This is a genomic window from Nocardia sp. X0981 (genome assembly GCF_977089955.1).
On record NZ_OZ372435.1, the window covers coordinates 4,268,575 to 4,284,375 of the forward strand.

The window sequence follows — 15,801 nt, forward strand, 5'->3', positions numbered from 1 at the left end:
CGGCTGCTGGGAATCAGGCCCTGGCTATGGTTTCGGCGGCAACAGCCGGCCGGATGAGAAGCGGCGAAGTCGCTCGTTTCGACGAGTTACCCACCCTGATAGTGAATCGTCGCAACCTCGTGGCATACGTGCGGGTGTCTCCGGACTCGAGACCCGGGGGTCGATCAACGCTCATTCGTAATCCCTTGCCTGCCGCAAGCCGGCGGTGGCCCATCTCCTCCGCCTGCTTGCCAGCAGCTTGCCAGTTCGATCATGTTCATGCAACCGACCGGTCTTTTTTGATTGCTGTCACAATCTCAACGGCGACAACCGGAAGCGGGCAGGGGAAAGCCCGAACGGGCAGCGATGAGCCATCCGGCAGCAAACGTCCATGTCCCGGAGTGGTGAAATCGAAACTGAAGGCGTGTGCTGCCACACTGCCGTGCCGGCCCGCACCCGCCTCAACGGCCCGGCTCACCATCCGAGGCTCGGTCCACAACGGTCGCCGGACAGTTGCGTGAACGTCGAAATCGTTCGATACCAACATCTTTGCGGACCGGTGGTGACAGACTGACCGGCGATGTCGTAGACGACCGATCCAGCCAGTCAGGAGTGCCCTCGTGCCACGTGAAATAGATTCGGCTGTTTTCCCACATCTGGAGGCGGACCTGGACCGCGTCCGTGACGTTCTGGGACCTGTCCGACTGGAAGGCAGACCGGAACTGACCGCGCTCACAGACGAAGGGCCGGGCACCTCTCGCCGCCTGGTCCGCCCGACTCTGACCCTCCTGTCGTACTACCTGCTCACCGATCCCGATACGCCGGCCGCCGGCCGGGCGGTGCGCGCCGCTGCCGCCGTGGAGCTGATGCATCTGGGGTCGCTCTATCACGACGACGTCATCGATCACGCGGACCAGCGGCGAGGTCGTCCCAGCGCCAACGCGGTGTGGGGATCGCATATGGCCGTATTGGGTGGGGACGCGGTGACGTTCTCGGGCCTGCGCATACTGGCCGAACTCGGCCCGCGCGAGGTCCTCGCGGCGACGATCGCGGGCGAGCAGATGTGCGCGGGCATGGTGATCGAGGCCGCCGACCTCTACGTGTCCACTCGCAGCGAGCAGTCCTACCTGGACACGATCGACGGTAAAACGGCGGCGGTGCTGTCGCTGGCATGCCGGGTGGGCGCGATGCAGGCCGGCCGCTCCGAGGACGAAGAAGAGGCGTTGGCCGTGTTCGGCCGGTACTTCGGACTGGCCTACCAGCTCTACGACGACATCCTCGATCTGACCTCGACCGCCGAGGAAATGGGCAAGCCCGTCAACGCGGATCTGCCCGAAGGTATCTACACGCTCCCGGTGATCCGCGCGGCCACCCGCAACAGCGACCTCCTCCGCCTGCTGCGCAGCGGGATGACGGGCGAACAAGCCACCCGCGCCCGCGAACTGGTCATCGCCTCCGGGGCCGTGGACGAAGCACGCGCTGTCGCCGACGAATTCGTCGACAAGGCCGCCGGCCGACTCGCCGATCTGTCCGTTTCCTCGGCTGCCCGCCGAGCGGCGACCGCCTATATCCGCTCGATCCTCGACCGGCGTAATTCGGGCCGCGCGGTCTCCCGGCCCCCGGCACGGGCCCCCGAGGCTCCTGCCGACGGTCTCCCACCGCAGGTCGCGAACTGGTTGACCAGCTGGTTGGTGGACACCGGTCTCGCCGCCTCCGCGGCCGAGGCCGGCTACCACCGGTGGACAGGAGCGATCCGGAGCCGGGCGCGGATCCTGGCCCCCGCGGCGGACGCGACCCGCGAGCAGGCCGCCTACGGCATGGCCGTGCTGGCCCTGATGTGGGACGACCTCTTCGAGGATCCGCAACTGACCGATCCGGACGCTGTCACCGCGCTGAGGCGTGGCATGGTGGCGACCCTGCGACAGGACCCGGAGTCGCCGTGGCGGCCCGGCGCGATTCCGACGGCGTGGGCGAGCTTGTGGCCGCGCCTGCGTGAGGGCCGCTCCACCCGCTGGCAGAAGCGGTTCCTCGACGGCGTCGAGGAATGGTTCGAGGCCGCCGAACGCGAAGCGCACCACCGCATCAACGGCTATATCCCCTCCACCGCCGACTATCTGCCACTGCGGATGTCGACGAGTGGGCTGGAAACCGCCATCGCGGTCATGGAGGTGTACCACGATCGGGAACTGCCCACGACGCTGCGCGATCACCCCGTCATCCGCCGTCTCGAGGAACTCGGCTTCTGGGTGACCTTCGTGGAGAACGACCTGGTGGGATTGGCGCAGGACGAGGCCGATCGAGTCCCCTACAACCTGGTCAGGGCGGTACGGCACGAGACGGGTTGTACCCGCGACGAAGCCGTCGGGCAGGTGCGGCGCCAGGTCGCCGAGCATCGCGCCCAGTTCGAGGCAGCGCTCCGCTATGTTCCCACGCTCTTCCGTGTGCTCCCCGGCCTGGCGGGGCGTGGGAAGGACTACGCGGCGATGTACGGAAGTATGGGGAGAATGGGCCTTTGGGGGCGTGAGAGCGATAGATACACGTCGAGCTCGCATTCCGCGGCCTCTGCGATGCCGGATCTGGAACGTTTGCGCCGGGAGGTCTACTACCGGGCCGCCGAACCGGCTCGCGCCGTCTCGTAGCACCCGCGGCCGGTGAGGCAAGGCGTCTGTCCCGGGTCGTCCACCGGTGCGGCCGGCCCGGGTAAGTGCTCAGCGTTTCGCCGGCTGCCCGGACCGCGCCTGCCCGGAAGCGCGGAATCCGGGGCGGTGAATCCACCGCGGGGGGCCGAGAGCCGAGCGGGTGCGTAGATGAAAAGCAACCAGTCCGGCAAGGGCGCTCGCGGTGAACCAGACCAGTTGTACGGCCACACCCGCGAACGGTGTGGTGTCGGAGAAACCGGCCGCGGTCGACGCCTGCATCGCGCCATAGGAAGGCAGCCAGCGGACGAATTCGCTGTCCGCGCCGCTGCTGGCGATGGGGTTCTGCACAGCCATGTCGAAACAGCTGATCATCGCGATGGCGAACATACCCTCCACTTCGCGGCGCAGTAACGCGCCGAGGGCGACCCCCAGCGCTCCGTAGGTCATCGCCGCGCAGAACAGCGCCGCGGCGAGTGCGACGGGCCGTTGCGGCGACCAGTAGCAGCAGATGACCGCGGTGGCATAGAGAGAAACCCCCATCGAGGCCACCACCAGGCAGGCGATTTTCGCCAGAGCCAGCGCGGTCCGGGGAAATCCGGCCATCGATAGCCGCCGGTCGAAAGTTCCGCTGCTGAAAGTCGCCGCGAACATCATGAATCCGATGATCAGCGAGACCGCGGTGAGGGCGCCGCTGATCTGTGCGAGCTCGTTACCATCGGCGCGCAGTACGAGACCCGTGTCCCGAAGCCGGAACGGCACTTCGATATCGGTGACAGCCACGCGCACCAGAGTGATCAACAGGGGAACGAAGGCGGCCACCAGCACCATGGCGAACCGGTTACGCGCGTGCTCGACCAAACCGTAGCGTGTAGCGATCAGGAACAGCCGCATACCGTCGCTCATCCGGTTGTTTCCTCTCCGCTTCGGAGGATGCCCTCCCGCAACCGCCACACCTGGTCCAGCTTGTCGGTGTCGTGCGCCAGATGCGAGACGACCAGCACCGACCGCCCGGTGTCACGGAATTCCGCGACCAGATCCCAGAAACGTAGATACGTCTCCCAATCGAAACCCTGATACGGCTCGTCGAGCAGCAGGACCTGCGGATCGTGCATCACCGCGAGCGTGAGGTTGAGCTTCTGCCGGGTGCCGCCGCTCAGCGTTGCGACTCGTTCATCGGCATACTCGCAGAAGCGCAGGATCTCCATGGTTTTCTCGGCCCGACGCAGGTCCGGGACCGCGTAGGCGGCGGCGAAGAAGTCCAGGTGCTGACGGACTGTGAACGCATCGTTGAGGACCACCTGCTGAGGGCAGTAACCGAACCGCCCACGATGCCGGACCGCCCCGCGGTCCGGTCGCAGCTCCCCGGAGAGGATCTTCAACAGCGTCGACTTCCCGACCCCGTTCTCGCCGACGATTCCTACCAGCGCCCCCGCGGGCAACACGATGTCGATACCGCGGAGTACCGAACGCCGGCCGTACGAATGGTGGACGCCCTCCACTTCCATCAACGCCCCTTGTCTTCCGCCGACGTAGTGATCGGTTCGCCGCACGCATGCTATCAACGAACCGGGAACGAGAAGGCGAATTCCGTTTTCGCCCAAGGCGTATGCGGTCGAATCCGGTCGGGGCATCGCGCGGCCGGGCCTGCTGTCCGTCCGGTGGGTCGGCCGGACTGCTGAACCAGCCGACCGGGACCGTGCCCGAAACCGCCCGGGAGAAGGAGATTTCGGTGCGGTCGAGGTGCTCGGGTGGAGGAGACCGGCTATGGCCACAGGGTGGGATCGGGCGCGGCCGGACGGCGGCTCGGATTCACCGGCGGGCGCGGGCGAAGCGACCCGGTGTGGTGCCGGTCCAGCGGGTGAAAGCGTGGGTGAAGGCGGAAGCGTCGGCGTAGCCGAGGCGGCGGGCGACCTCGTCTACGGTGGTGCCGAGGGTGAGGAGTTCCTCGGCGAGCAGGTGACGGGTCTCGGCGACCAGGCCACGGTAGGAGGTGCCCTCGGCTTCGAGGCGCCGGCGTAGGGTGCGCACGCTCATCCGGAGATCGGCGGCGATATCTTCCTGCGCGGCAGTGACGCCGCGGGTCAGGAGACCGGCGCGGACGCGAGCCGCGGTGCCGTCACGGCGTCGCCGGCGCTGGATGGTGTCGGCGGCCTGCTGCCGGGCGAGCGCGGCGACATGGGGATTGGCCTGGGGTAGCGGCAGCTCCAAGATCTCACGCGCGAGAGTGAGCCGATTGGCCGGTGCGTCGAAGCGAGGGGTGACGCCGAGCAGCTCGGTGAACCGCGTGGCGTAGGCCGGCTCGGGGCAGGCCAGTTCCACGGTCGTCGGCGGCACCGCCGCGCCGAGCAGTTCGCGATCCAGGTTGATGAGCTCGGCGAGGTCGCGTTCGAGCAGGAATTGCCGCAGCTCGGCGGGTGCCGCCGAGTAGTCCAGCGTCACCGTGGCGCCGGTGGCGGTTTCCTGAACGCGCCAGCGGGCGAACGAGAACGCGATATCCATGTGCTCGATGCCGATGCGCAGCGCTTCACGTACGGTGCGGCTCGTCATCACCGCGAACGCCCAGATGCCGTGGGTGGCCAGGTGGTATCGCTCACCCGTGGACAGACCGAGGCCGGGAATGTGACCCAGGCGCGTGACGAGGTTCTGGACCACCCGTAGTTCTTGTGCGGCGAGGACCTCGCCGTTCGCGTCGTCCAGGACGGACAGGGTGATACCGGATCCGTCGAGGCATTGGGTCAGGGTGAGGCCGTGGGTGAGGCCGATCTGTACCAGGATCGCGGCGCTCTTGCTGGCACGCGGCATGTTCATGGGCCCATCGTGGGGCAGACTGGCCGAAAAGTACAAGTCTTGGCCGATTAGGTCATGGTTAGGGCGGGGTTTGCTTCCTAGCCTCGTGATACACGACACAAACGAGGAGTGGGATATGGGTAAGCGTCTCCAGGGCATGCGGGTGGCGGTCACCGGCGGTGCGCGGGGTATCGGACGAGCCACTGCGACGGCTCTCGCCGCGTCGGGAGCGCGGGTGGTGATCGGCGATATCGACGACGAGACGCTCGCGGCGACGGCCGCGGAACTCACCGCCACCACGGGTACCGAGGTGATCGGCGTCCGGCTCGACGTGCGTGATCCCGCGTCGTTCGAGAATTTCCTGGACCGGGCCGAATCGGAACTCGGCGGCCTGGACGCGTTGGTCAACAATGCCGGCATCATGCCGACCGGCTCGTTCCTCGAAGAGTCGATGGACACGGCCGACCGGCAGCTGGATATCAATCTGCGCGGGGTGATCATCGGATCGAAACTCGCCGCTCGGCGTTTCGCCGACCGGCGCCGCGGCCATATCGTGAACGTGGCCTCCATTCTGGGCCTGGTCGCCACACCCGATATCGCGACCTACGCGGCAACCAAATTCGGTGTCGTCGGCCTCAGTTCGGCGCTGCACCAGGAGTTGGCGCAATTCGACGTGCGAGTGAGCACCATATGCCCGGCCTTCGTCAATACGCAGCTGATCGCCGGCCTCTCGCCGAACCGGATCACCCGGGTGATCGGCTTCGTCGAACCCGAGGACGTCGCCGACGCGGTGGTCGGCGCACTGGCTCGCCGGCGGGGCGGATTGCGAGTCGTTCCGCGTATCGGCGGATTCGCCATCGCGCTGCTCACCTCGATGCCGGAGGGGCTGCGCATCCGGTTCGGCCGGTTGCTGGGCAGCCACGACACCGTGTCCAAGGCGGATATGTCGCAGCGGGCGCTCTACCTCGAACGTGCGGACCGAGGCTGAGGCAACACCGCTGTCCTGCTGAAAAGTACTGTCGCAAGGAGTATTTCATTCATGGCACCGAACCTCGAGAGTCTGGTGACCGGGCTCGGCGACGCGGCCGAGACGCTGCGCGCCGTCGGCCGGCTGCACCAGCGTGGCGTGATCGATCTGATGCGCCCCGATCGCGTGGCGCGGATGGCCCGGGAGAACCGGATCTACGGTCCGCAGGCGGCGTTGATCATGGCGGGGGCGCGCTACTATCCGCATCAGGCGGCAATCGCCGACGAGTGTGGTGTGCTCACCTACGGCGAACTCGACGCGCAGTCCAATGCCCTCGCCAATGCGTTACTGGCACGGGGGCTGACGGCAGGCTCGGTGATCGGGGTCCTGGCACGCGACCATCGCGGCCTGGTACTCGCGATCAGCGCGGCCGGCCGGGCCGGTCTGCGGCTGGCCATGATGAACACCGGATTCGCCGAACCGCAGTTCGCTGAGGTGGCTGCCCGCGAGAACGTGCGCGCCATGCTGCACGACAGTGAGTTCGCCGATCTCCTCGACGCGCTGCCGCCGACGCTGCCGCGCATTCTCACCTGGGTCGACGAGGGCCACACGGTACCTGCGGGCGCGCTCACCGTGGACCAGCTGGTCGCCGGTGGCGACCGTCGGCAGCCACCGGCACCGGCACGCCCGGGCGGGTTCATCATTCTCACCAGCGGTACCACTGGCCTGCCCAAGGGGGCGCCGCGCACCCGGGTGTCACCGCTGGCGAGCGCGATGATCTCGGACCGTCTTCCGTTCCCGCGCCGGGGTTGTGTGGTGATCGTGTCGCCGATCTTCCATTCGACCGGGTTCGGTACGTGGAGCGTGGCCACCGCCCTGGGCAACAAGACCGTCGTGATGCGCCGGTTCGATGCCGAGGCGACGCTGCGTGCGGTGAGCGAACACCGCGCCGAGATGCTGGTGGCGGTGCCGACGATGCTGCATCGGCTGGTGGCACTCGGCCCGGAGGTCATCGGTCGCTACGACCTGTCGGCGCTGAAAACCATTGCCGTGGCGGGCTCGGCCTTGTCCCCGGAGCTGGCCACCCGTGTGCAGGACACCTTCGGTGACGTGCTCTACAACCTCTACGGTTCGACCGAGGTCGCGGTGGCGACGGTGGCGCAGCCGCACGAACTGCGCCTCGCCCCGGGTACCGTCGGCCGCCCCCCGGTGACGTGCAAGATCGCCTTGTTCGACGACGAAGGCCGCCGAGTGACCGCCCGGAACGTCTCCGGTCGGGTGTTCGTGCGCAGTGGTGCGCCGTTCGAGGGTTACACCGACGGCCGCCACAAGCAGTTCATCGAGGGCTATATGTCCACGGGTGATATGGGCCGGATCGACGAGCACGGGCTGCTGCACATCGACGGTCGCGACGACGACATGATCGTGTCCGGTGGTGAGAACGTCTACCCGCTGGAGGTCGAGAACCTGCTCGCGGCCCGGCCCGATATCGACGAGGTATCGGTCGTCGGTGTGCCCGATGCCGAGTTCGGAAAGCGTTTGCGCGCGTGCATCGTCCCGGCTCCCGGGGCCACCGTGAGCGCCCCGGATATCAAGGCGTACGTGAAAGCGAACCTGGCCCGCTACAAGGTTCCGCGTGATGTGATCATCATGGACGAACTGCCGCGTAATGCCACCGGCAAGATCGTGCGCCGGGTGCTGCAGGAAATGGACTGACCCGGGCGTCGCCCCCCCGCCGCGTCACCGCGACCGGATCGCCCGGTCGTGGTGACGCGGCCGTATTGTCCGAACCTGTCGGTCAGCTGTCGTAACCGAACAGCTTGGCCGCCAGATCGGTCATCACTTCGCTGGCGCCGCCGCCGATGCCGAGGATGCGGGCATCGCGGTAATGACGTTCCACCTCCGACTCACGCATATAGCCCATACCGCCGTGCAGCTGGACCGCTTCGTCGACGACGTGTTTGACGGCCGCGACGGCGGAGTTCTTCGCCAGGCAGGCCTCTCCGACGACGAATTCACCGGCTGTGGCGCGCAAGGCGACCTGGCGAGTGTAGGTGCGGGCCAGTTCGATGTGCCGGCGCATTTCGACCAGCTTGTGCCGCACCACCTGCCGGGCGATGAGCGGTTTGCCGAAGCTCTCCCGCAGCCGGACGTGTTCGAGAGTCAGATCCAGGCAGCGCTGTGCGATCGCATACGCGTGCACCGCGATATTCACCCGTTCGGTGACGAAAGCCGCGCCCAGGAGCGCGAACCCACTGTTCTCGGCCCCGACCAGATTGGTGGCGGGTACCCGGCAGTCGGTGAAGGTCAGCTCGGCGGTGTCCGAGCACAGCCAGCCCATCTTCTCCAGCTTCCGCGATACGCTGAACCCCGGGGTGTCGGTGTCGATCACGAGCAGGCTGATACCACCGGCGCCCGGTCCGCCGGTGCGCACCGCGGTGGTCACGAAATCCGCGCGGGTGCCGGAGGTGATGAACAGCTTCGCGCCGTTGACGACGTAGTGGTCGCCGTCGCGCACCGCGGTGGTGCGCAGGGATCCGACGTCGGAACCCGCCTCCGGTTCCGTCACCCCGAGCGAGCCGATCAGATCTCCGGAGAGGGTCGGGCGGACGTACCGGTCGATCAGTGCCGAGTCGCCGCTGGCGACGATATGCGGGAGCGCGATCCCGTGGGTGAACAGGGCGGAATGGGCGCCCGACGATCCGCCTGCCTCGATGAAGGCCTCGGTGGCGATGGTCATATCGACGAGGTCTCCGCCGTCCCCGCCGTACGCCTCGGGCGTGCCGATACCGTACAGCCCGGATTTCGCCGCGGTCCGGTGCAGTTCGCGGGGCAGGGCGCCCTCGCGTTCCCAGCGGTCGAGGTTCGGGGTGATCTCGTGGCGGACGAATTCGCTCACCGCCTCGCGTAGCGCGATACGTTCGGGGGTGCGGTAGGGATCGGTGTAGGCGGTTGTCATTTCACTCCTGAGATATGCGTGGTCGATGGTGCGCGGAGCGCTTCCGGGCGCCGGGTAGCGCCTGTCGCTACCGCGGGATACGCGGTGCGGCGAAGAGTGGGGCGGTGTATTCGGATGTCGTCACGGGTGGGCCCGAGACGGGGAGCGATCAGTCGATGGTTCCGGTCAGGATCGGCGCGACGGCGGCACGGGCGACACGTTCGGCCGCCGCGGGGTCGGCCAGATCGATGGCATGGCCGGGGGTGGCCAGGTAGCCGATTATCAGGTGTACCAGGGCGTCGGCCTGGGCGTCGGGGTCGCGGATCGGGATCTTGCCGTCGGCCTGCGCCTTGGCGATATTGGCGCGGATCGCGTCGAAGGCCAGGGCGATCGGGGACGGGTCGCCCTGGCCGAGGGCCTGGATGAGTTCGGCCCGGCGGAGCGGGTCGGCATCGCGGAACAAGATGTGCTCGCCCAGCCTCAGCCCGGTGAGGAAGCCGAGCACCACCTGTTCGGTGGGGTCGGTGACCTCGGTGAACAGGTCGGCGAGGCCGGTCAGTATGCGGCCGATATCGCGCGCCAGTGCCCGTGCGAACAGCTGGTCCTTGCCGGTGTAGCGGCGGAACAGCGTCGTGCGGCCGACTCCGGCCTCGGCCGCGATGTCGTCCATGGTCGCCTCGCGGGTTCCGCGGCGTGCCAGGACCCGCAATGCGGCGTCGAGTACCCGCGCGTCGGTCGCGTCGTCGCTGGGTGCCGACTGCGGAAGGAGGGTCATCGCGCGGCTGAGCAGGCTGGACAGCGGCGCACCGGGTCTGGTCACGGGCCCATCTTGACATGCGGTACCACTATCCGTCTAATAGTTCCATGGAACTATCTCGTAAGGAATAGTTCCATCAAGCGAAAGGGCAAGGTAGTGGCTGACGTGGGGCGACTTCCCGGGGTGTTGCGGCAGGCGCGCGCTGGAGTGCGTGCGGTACGGACACTCGCCGACGCCGTGAAAAGTGATCCGGCGATTCTGCGCGACGTGGTCGGGGGAGTGCTGGGCAAACCCGCCGCCCCTCCCACCGGCCCGGCCGTACCCGAGGAATACACCCCACCGGAGGGGATCGCGGAATTCGACAAACGAGCCCATGCGAGCAAGCACATCGACCGTCCGGTGACCGAGGTCGCGGCCTATCTGACCGATCCGGGCCGCTTCGCCGAATGGCTGACCATGCACGCGGCGTTCCGTGGCGACACACCCAGCGGTGCGTACCCTGGATCGGAGTTCGCCCAGCAGGTGAAGTTCATGGGTATCCCGGCCGAGGTCGCCTGGACCGTGGTCGCGGTGGACGAGACCGCGCTGGTGCTGCGCGGCACCGGGCCGATGGGGCTGACCCTCGGATTCTGGTTGACCGTCCGTGCCGATGCGAACGGGGCGACCGCCTACTTCGACGCCGGACTGTCGGGCCAACCCGTCGAAGGCCCGCTGGGTGCGTCACTGGTACGAAGCCTGTCGGAGGCATTGCGCGAATCACTGGACCGGGTGCCGGACGGTATCGCCGCCGCGGGCCCCCTCACGGGCGCGAAAACGGTACGTAAGCCGGTGCTCCATCAGGCCTCCGGTCGTACGCTCGCGCCCAATACGCCGGTGCTGGTCGGTGCCGGGCAATTCGTGCAGCACGAACCGAACACCGCCGAGGACCCGGCGAAGCTGGCGGTGCGGGCACTGCGACGGGCCGCGGAGGACGCCGGCACGGGGCAGTCGCTGCTGTCGGCCGCCGACGCGGTGTTCGCGGTGGCCAGCGCCTCCTGGCAGTATCGCGATCTCGGCGCCCTGGTGGCACAGTCCGTCGGCGCGCCCGCGGCCGATACCGTGCAGTCCTCGACCTACGGCGGCGACGGTGGGCAGTTGCTGGTCAACGAAGCCGCGCAGGCCATCGCCGACGGCACCTACGAGATCGTGCTGGTAACCGGTGCGGAGGCGGGCGCCACCATGGCCGCCGCGCAGCGCGCGGGTACCGAGGTGGTGTGGCCGCAGCAGGGGCCCGAGGTGGAGCCGACCCGTATCGCCGGAATCGACAAAGAAGCCAACAACGCCGCCGAAACCGCGGTCGGACTGGGTGCGCCCATCTACATGTACGCGCTCATGGAATCGGCCAACCGGCACCGGCTCGGCCGCGATCCGAAGGAACATCTCCAGGCGATCGGTGAGCTGTGGTCACGGTTGTCCGCGGTGGGCGCGGACAATCCGAACGCCTGGTTGCCGCAACGGTTCGATGCGCCGGAGCTGACCACACCGACCCCGGAGAACCGCACGGTATCGGCCCCGTACACCAAACTGCTGTGCGCCAACCTGCAGGTGGATATGGCCGCCGGACTGGTGTTGTGCAGCGCCGCCGCTGCCGAGGAAGCCGGGATCCCGCAGGACAAGTGGGTTTTCGTACACGCCGGAGCCAGTGCGCACGATGAATGGTTCGTCTCCGAGCGCGCGGATCTGGCCGCCTCCCCGGCGATCCGGGCCGTCGGCGCGGCAGCGCTCGAACACGCCGGCCTGACCATCGATCGGATCGGCCCCGTGGATCTGTACTCCTGCTTCCCGGTGGCGGTGCAGATCGCGGCCCGTGAACTCGGTCTCGCGACAGACGATCCCGGCCGCTCGCTCTCGGTGACCGGCGGACTGACCTTCGGCGGCGGGCCGGGCAACAATTACGGCACCCACGCGATCGCCACCATGGTTCGGCAACTGCGCGACGATCCCGAGGCCTTCGGCCTGAGCACATCGCTCGGCTGGTACGTCACCAAGCACGCACTCGGCATCTATTCCGCCACACCACCGCAACGGCCCTACACCCATCTGCAACCGGTCGTCGACAATCCGCCCGCCCGCCCGGTCCGGACCGAGTACGCGGGCCCGGCGGTGGTCGAGGCCTATACGTTGCCCTACGGCCGGGACGGCGAACCGGAGGCGGCCATCGTCAGCCTGATCACTCCCGACGGCGCGCGAGCCCTGGTGCGCAGTACGAGTTCCGATCTCGTCGCCGCGCTGCGGGACGGCGACGCGCTGGGATGGTCCGTAACAGTCCGCGCGGGCGATATCACGTTCGACGGCAATCAGCGCCACGAATTGCCCGCGCCCCCACCGCCGCCCGTGCTGGTGGAGCGCCGCGGCCCCATCATGATCATCACGATGAACCGCCCCGAGGTCCGCAACGCGGTCGATCACGCCATGGCCCTCGGACTCGAAAGGGCCTGCGATGCGTTCGAAGCCGATCCGAACGCCCGCGTCGCCATCCTCACCGGCGCGGACGGCTACTTCAGCTCCGGAATGGATCTGAAGGCGATGGCCCGGGGAGAAGCCCCGCTCACCGAGAAGCGCGGTGCACTGGGTCTCGCCGGTCAACCGCCCCGCAAACCGTTGATCGCCGCTGTCGAGGGCCCGGCGCTCGCAGGCGGCTGTGAACTGGCCTTGGCCGCGGACCTGATCGTCGCGGCACGTGATTCGCAATTCGGTATCCCGGAGCCCAAACGCGGCCTGATCGCCGCCGCCGGTGGCGTTATGCGTTTGCGGGAGCGCCTGCCTCGTAATATCGCCATGCAGCTGGCGCTCACCGGCGACCCCATGCAGGCGAGCCGACTGGCCGAACTCGGCTTGATCAATGTTCTCGCCGAACCGGGGCAGGCTCTCGCGGCGGCTCTCGAACTGGCCGAACGTATCGCCGTCAACGCGCCACTCAGCTTGGCGGGCAGTAAACGCATTGTCGAGGAGACCTCCGACTGGACCACGACCGAGGCCTTCGCCAAGCAGTACGATATCGCGTCCACCGCGCTGTTCTCCGAAGACGTGGCGGAGGGGGTACGCGCCTTCACCGAGAAGCGCGCCCCGGTCTGGAACGGCCGCTGAGTCCCGCCCGGCTGCCGGCGGTCCCACGACCGCCGGCAGCCCTGGGGTTTCGGTAGCGGCCGGCCGCCGCCGAACCCCACGATCCGTGCCGCATCGTCTCCGGGGCGTACCGGGCCGGCCACGATCGGCGCCCGGGCCTGCTCGAATATGCTCGGGTCCCGCCGGGACCGCACGCTCGGCTCGCGGGGGTACCCGTCCGTGCGGTAGTCCCCGACGTACCGGTCATGGCTTCCCCGCGATGGGGAGTCTCCTGGACTGTGTTGCCACGATGAACCCATCTGTCCCGCACGAACAGGAGGCCGGCGATGAGTGGTGTGAGTGTGTACATCGAAATGCTCCAACGCGCCGCGGGAAGCGCCGGGGCAGCGGGTGACACGCTGTCCGCGATCGCCACGCGGTTGCGGGACCGCACCACCGCCCTGGACGGGGCGTGGGGCGACGATATGTACGGCGCGCAGTTCGCCGAAACCTACCTCCCGGCGCGGGAATCCCTCGTCACGGGCACGGGCGGTGAACCCGGGGCGTTCCCCGGTCTGGCGAAGCTCTTCCACGATATCGAAGACGCGCAGCGGGACGGCGCCCGAGCGCTGCGCAGACAAGAGAACGACAACAAGGCGCGGTTCCGTGTCGATCGGATGAATTGATGACCGGGTCCGAGACAGCTTCCGTCTCGACCGGGCCGGAGCCGGCGGATCTGCCCGATGTGCGATTCAGCCTCGGCGGCGGAACACCACCCGAGAACCCGGCCGACCGCACCGAGGAGCTGACCCGGCGGATCGCGGCCGAACTCGAGGCCGGCGCGCCACCGGGGTGGACTCGCTTGCACGCGGTGTTCGCGCTGACAGTGGCCGAGGAGATGGCGGAACTGGTGTACACCGACGGTGAGCAGGCGGTGCGCGCATTACCCGCGGATTCCACTGCTCGCCTGGTGCGGGAGTTGCGTACGCTCATGGCGCGGTCGGCGGCCGGGCCCTGGCTGCGTATGGTCGTCGAGCTGGCCGCCGGGGGCGATCCGGACGTTCACTACGACTACGGCGACCGGCCCTTCCCGCCCGGCCAGCTTTTCACGGTAGAGGCATACCTGGCCGACCTCGAGGCCTTTCCACGCACCCGGCTGCCGATATGGCTGGCCGCGTACCTGTACGACGACGGACGACAGATCCGCACCCCGAAACAGGCCGCGGCCGCCGCCCGGGGCGGCGGTGAGGTCAGCGATCTCCTGCCGCCGTTGCCGGTGCTGTGGGCGCGATGGGTGATGCTGGCCGCCACCGCCGCGGCCGCCGGCGGAGACCACGGGGCACGGATCGCGCCCTCGGTGGGTATCTACGAAGACGGTGACCGGAACGGCGCGACATTGTCACTGCTGTCGGGCGGTCGGGCTGTGCTGTCGGGGGGCCGGGCGGACTGCCCGCGGTTGGCCGCCGCCTACCACCGTGGCGGTGACTTCCCGGACCTGTACCGGGGAGCCCCCGGATGGGTCGCCGGTGAGGTGGTGAACCCGCGTGCCACCACGGGACTGCTCACCTTTTGCTATTGGTGGCAGGCCGGACGGTGGTGGCACGGTGACTCGCCGAAACCGAGCGCCGGCGATATCGCCGTACCGGATCTCTGGACCGAGGACGCGGTGGTCGACCGGGCGGTCGCGCTCATCGGCCCGAAAGACGATACCGTCGCCGCGGAACTTCGTATCGCGGCCGAGACCGTGATCGGCGCGGCCGAGTCCGGCCTGGTCACCCGCGATCTGCTGGAAGCACTGTTCACCGACCCCGAACGTTTCGACGTTGATTCGGCTTTCGCCCAGTTCGATGTCGCCGGATCGGCCGCGGTCCTGTCGACCCCGCTGCCGGCCGACGAGGCCGTCGCGCTGGTCCGGGAGCACATCCTGGAACGTGGTCTGGAAACACCCGGCTATCCCGTTTCGGGGCTGGTGGCCGAGCGGATCAGCGTGGGCTGGATCGTGCATGTTCCCCCGCCCGAAGGGCAGGTGATGCTCGGGCGCGCGGTGTTCTATGTCGCCGATGATGCCGTGCTGGAGCGCTCCTCGTCGTCCGTCTCACCTGCGGCCTATATTCCCGGCTTCGAACTGCGTTTCCAGCAGCGGCTCGGCGCGGTGGGCTGACCCATACCGAAGGAGCGGGTGTGCCGAACGAACATATGAAGGCCCAATTCGACGATATTCTCGACGCTTTCCGGCGATCGATGGACGAGATCTCGGTGATCGAACGCAAGCGAGCCGAGCTGGTCGCCACCGGGCACGCCGAGGACAAGCGTGTCACGATCAGCGTCGACGCCCAGGGGCGGATCCTGCAAACCTGCTTCGCCGAGGATATTTCCGATCTGAGTTACGACGAGATCGCCGCCGCCGTCACCACGGCGGCCCGGGCAGCGCAAGAGGCCCTGGCCGCGGCATCGGAGGAGATCATGCGGCCGCTGCGGGAGCAGCAGGCACGGTTGCCGAAGGTCACGGACCTGGTGGCGGGCCTGGCCGGGGCCGGGACGTATGTGCCGGAGGCCGCCGGACACAGGGGCGCCCCGGAGGTCACGGACCCGGGCACGGCGGCGGGCGACTCCGGGATTCGCGAATCGCTCTGGTGAGATAGGCCGGTCC

The 15,801-nt window shown here is 68.1% G+C and carries 12 protein-coding genes; 7 read left to right on the top strand and 5 right to left on the bottom strand.

Going from position 1 to position 15,801, the window contains the following annotated elements; all coding sequences use genetic code 11:
* Window positions 1-599: 599 nt before the first annotated feature.
* On the top strand, window positions 600-2,618 hold the full coding sequence (locus tag ACYR7D_RS18980; RefSeq protein ID WP_459545866.1) for a polyprenyl synthetase family protein: 2,019 nt from the start codon (window positions 600-602) through the stop codon (window positions 2,616-2,618).
* Between the two features lie 69 nt (window positions 2,619-2,687).
* On the opposite strand, the gene ACYR7D_RS18985 is transcribed toward ACYR7D_RS18980, so the two are convergent.
* From ACYR7D_RS18985 to ACYR7D_RS18995, 3 genes are all read right to left on the bottom strand, one after another.
* Window positions 2,688-3,521: a hypothetical protein gene (locus tag ACYR7D_RS18985; RefSeq protein ID WP_459545867.1), complete on the bottom strand. Its 834-nt coding sequence runs from the start codon at window positions 3,519-3,521 to the stop codon at window positions 2,688-2,690.
* Window positions 3,518-4,168 (bottom strand): ABC transporter ATP-binding protein, encoded by a 651-nt coding sequence (locus ACYR7D_RS18990; protein WP_459545868.1) that lies wholly within the window; start codon window positions 4,166-4,168, stop codon window positions 3,518-3,520. Before ACYR7D_RS18990 ends, ACYR7D_RS18985 begins: the two co-directional genes overlap by 4 nt.
* A 259-nt stretch (window positions 4,169-4,427) precedes the next feature.
* On the bottom strand, window positions 4,428-5,426 hold the full coding sequence (locus ACYR7D_RS18995) for an AraC family transcriptional regulator (RefSeq protein WP_459545869.1): 999 nt from the start codon (window positions 5,424-5,426) through the stop codon (window positions 4,428-4,430).
* Window positions 5,427-5,541: 115 nt separating this feature from the next.
* On the opposite strand from ACYR7D_RS18995, the gene ACYR7D_RS19000 reads away from it, so the two are divergent.
* Both ACYR7D_RS19000 and ACYR7D_RS19005 read left to right on the top strand, forming a co-directional pair.
* Window positions 5,542-6,393, top strand: a complete 852-nt coding sequence (locus ACYR7D_RS19000; RefSeq protein ID WP_459545870.1) for an SDR family NAD(P)-dependent oxidoreductase — start codon at window positions 5,542-5,544, stop codon at window positions 6,391-6,393.
* A 51-nt stretch (window positions 6,394-6,444) separates the two neighbouring features.
* Window positions 6,445-8,088, top strand: coding sequence for an acyl-CoA synthetase (locus tag ACYR7D_RS19005; RefSeq protein WP_459545871.1), 1,644 nt, complete (start codon window positions 6,445-6,447; stop codon window positions 8,086-8,088).
* 82 nt (window positions 8,089-8,170) lie between these two features.
* Here the strand turns inward: ACYR7D_RS19005 and ACYR7D_RS19010 are convergent, their stop codons facing one another.
* Together ACYR7D_RS19010 and ACYR7D_RS19015 are read right to left on the bottom strand one after the other, a co-directional pair.
* Window positions 8,171-9,331 (bottom strand): acyl-CoA dehydrogenase family protein, encoded by a 1,161-nt coding sequence (locus ACYR7D_RS19010; RefSeq protein WP_459545872.1) that lies wholly within the window; start codon window positions 9,329-9,331, stop codon window positions 8,171-8,173.
* A gap of 148 nt (window positions 9,332-9,479) precedes the next feature.
* The gene (locus ACYR7D_RS19015; RefSeq protein WP_459545873.1) at window positions 9,480-10,130 is read right to left on the bottom strand and encodes a TetR/AcrR family transcriptional regulator; all 651 of its coding nucleotides are present in this window, start codon (window positions 10,128-10,130) and stop codon (window positions 9,480-9,482) included.
* 102 nt (window positions 10,131-10,232) lie between these two features.
* On the opposite strand from ACYR7D_RS19015, the gene ACYR7D_RS19020 reads away from it, so the two are divergent.
* From ACYR7D_RS19020 to ACYR7D_RS19035, 4 genes are all read left to right on the top strand, one after another.
* Window positions 10,233-13,193: a crotonase/enoyl-CoA hydratase family protein gene (locus ACYR7D_RS19020; RefSeq protein WP_459545874.1), complete on the top strand. Its 2,961-nt coding sequence runs from the start codon at window positions 10,233-10,235 to the stop codon at window positions 13,191-13,193.
* Window positions 13,194-13,498: 305 nt separating this feature from the next.
* Window positions 13,499-13,837, top strand: coding sequence for a hypothetical protein (locus ACYR7D_RS19025; RefSeq protein ID WP_459545875.1), 339 nt, complete (start codon window positions 13,499-13,501; stop codon window positions 13,835-13,837).
* Window positions 13,837-15,312, top strand: coding sequence for a hypothetical protein (locus tag ACYR7D_RS19030; RefSeq protein ID WP_459545876.1), 1,476 nt, complete (start codon window positions 13,837-13,839; stop codon window positions 15,310-15,312). Before ACYR7D_RS19025 ends, ACYR7D_RS19030 begins: the two co-directional genes overlap by 1 nt.
* A gap of 20 nt (window positions 15,313-15,332) precedes the next feature.
* Complete coding sequence (locus tag ACYR7D_RS19035; protein WP_459545877.1) at window positions 15,333-15,788, top strand: YbaB/EbfC family nucleoid-associated protein; 456 nt, start codon at window positions 15,333-15,335, stop codon at window positions 15,786-15,788.
* Window positions 15,789-15,801: the final 13 nt, after the last annotated feature.

Excerpts from the sequence above, each read along its gene's own strand:
- ACYR7D_RS18985 (WP_459545867.1), bottom strand. The coding sequence starts at position 3,521 with ATGAGCGACGGTATGCGGCTGTTCCTGATCGCTACACGCTACGGTTTG.
- ACYR7D_RS18995 (WP_459545869.1), bottom strand. The coding sequence starts at position 5,426 with ATGAACATGCCGCGTGCCAGCAAGAGCGCCGCGATCCTGGTACAGATC.
- ACYR7D_RS19000 (WP_459545870.1), top strand. The coding sequence starts at position 5,542 with ATGGGTAAGCGTCTCCAGGGCATGCGGGTGGCGGTCACCGGCGGTGCG.
- ACYR7D_RS19005 (WP_459545871.1), top strand. The coding sequence starts at position 6,445 with ATGGCACCGAACCTCGAGAGTCTGGTGACCGGGCTCGGCGACGCGGCC.
- ACYR7D_RS19010 (WP_459545872.1), bottom strand. The coding sequence starts at position 9,331 with ATGACAACCGCCTACACCGATCCCTACCGCACCCCCGAACGTATCGCG.
- ACYR7D_RS19025 (WP_459545875.1), top strand. The coding sequence starts at position 13,499 with ATGAGTGGTGTGAGTGTGTACATCGAAATGCTCCAACGCGCCGCGGGA.
- ACYR7D_RS19030 (WP_459545876.1), top strand. The coding sequence starts at position 13,837 with ATGACCGGGTCCGAGACAGCTTCCGTCTCGACCGGGCCGGAGCCGGCG.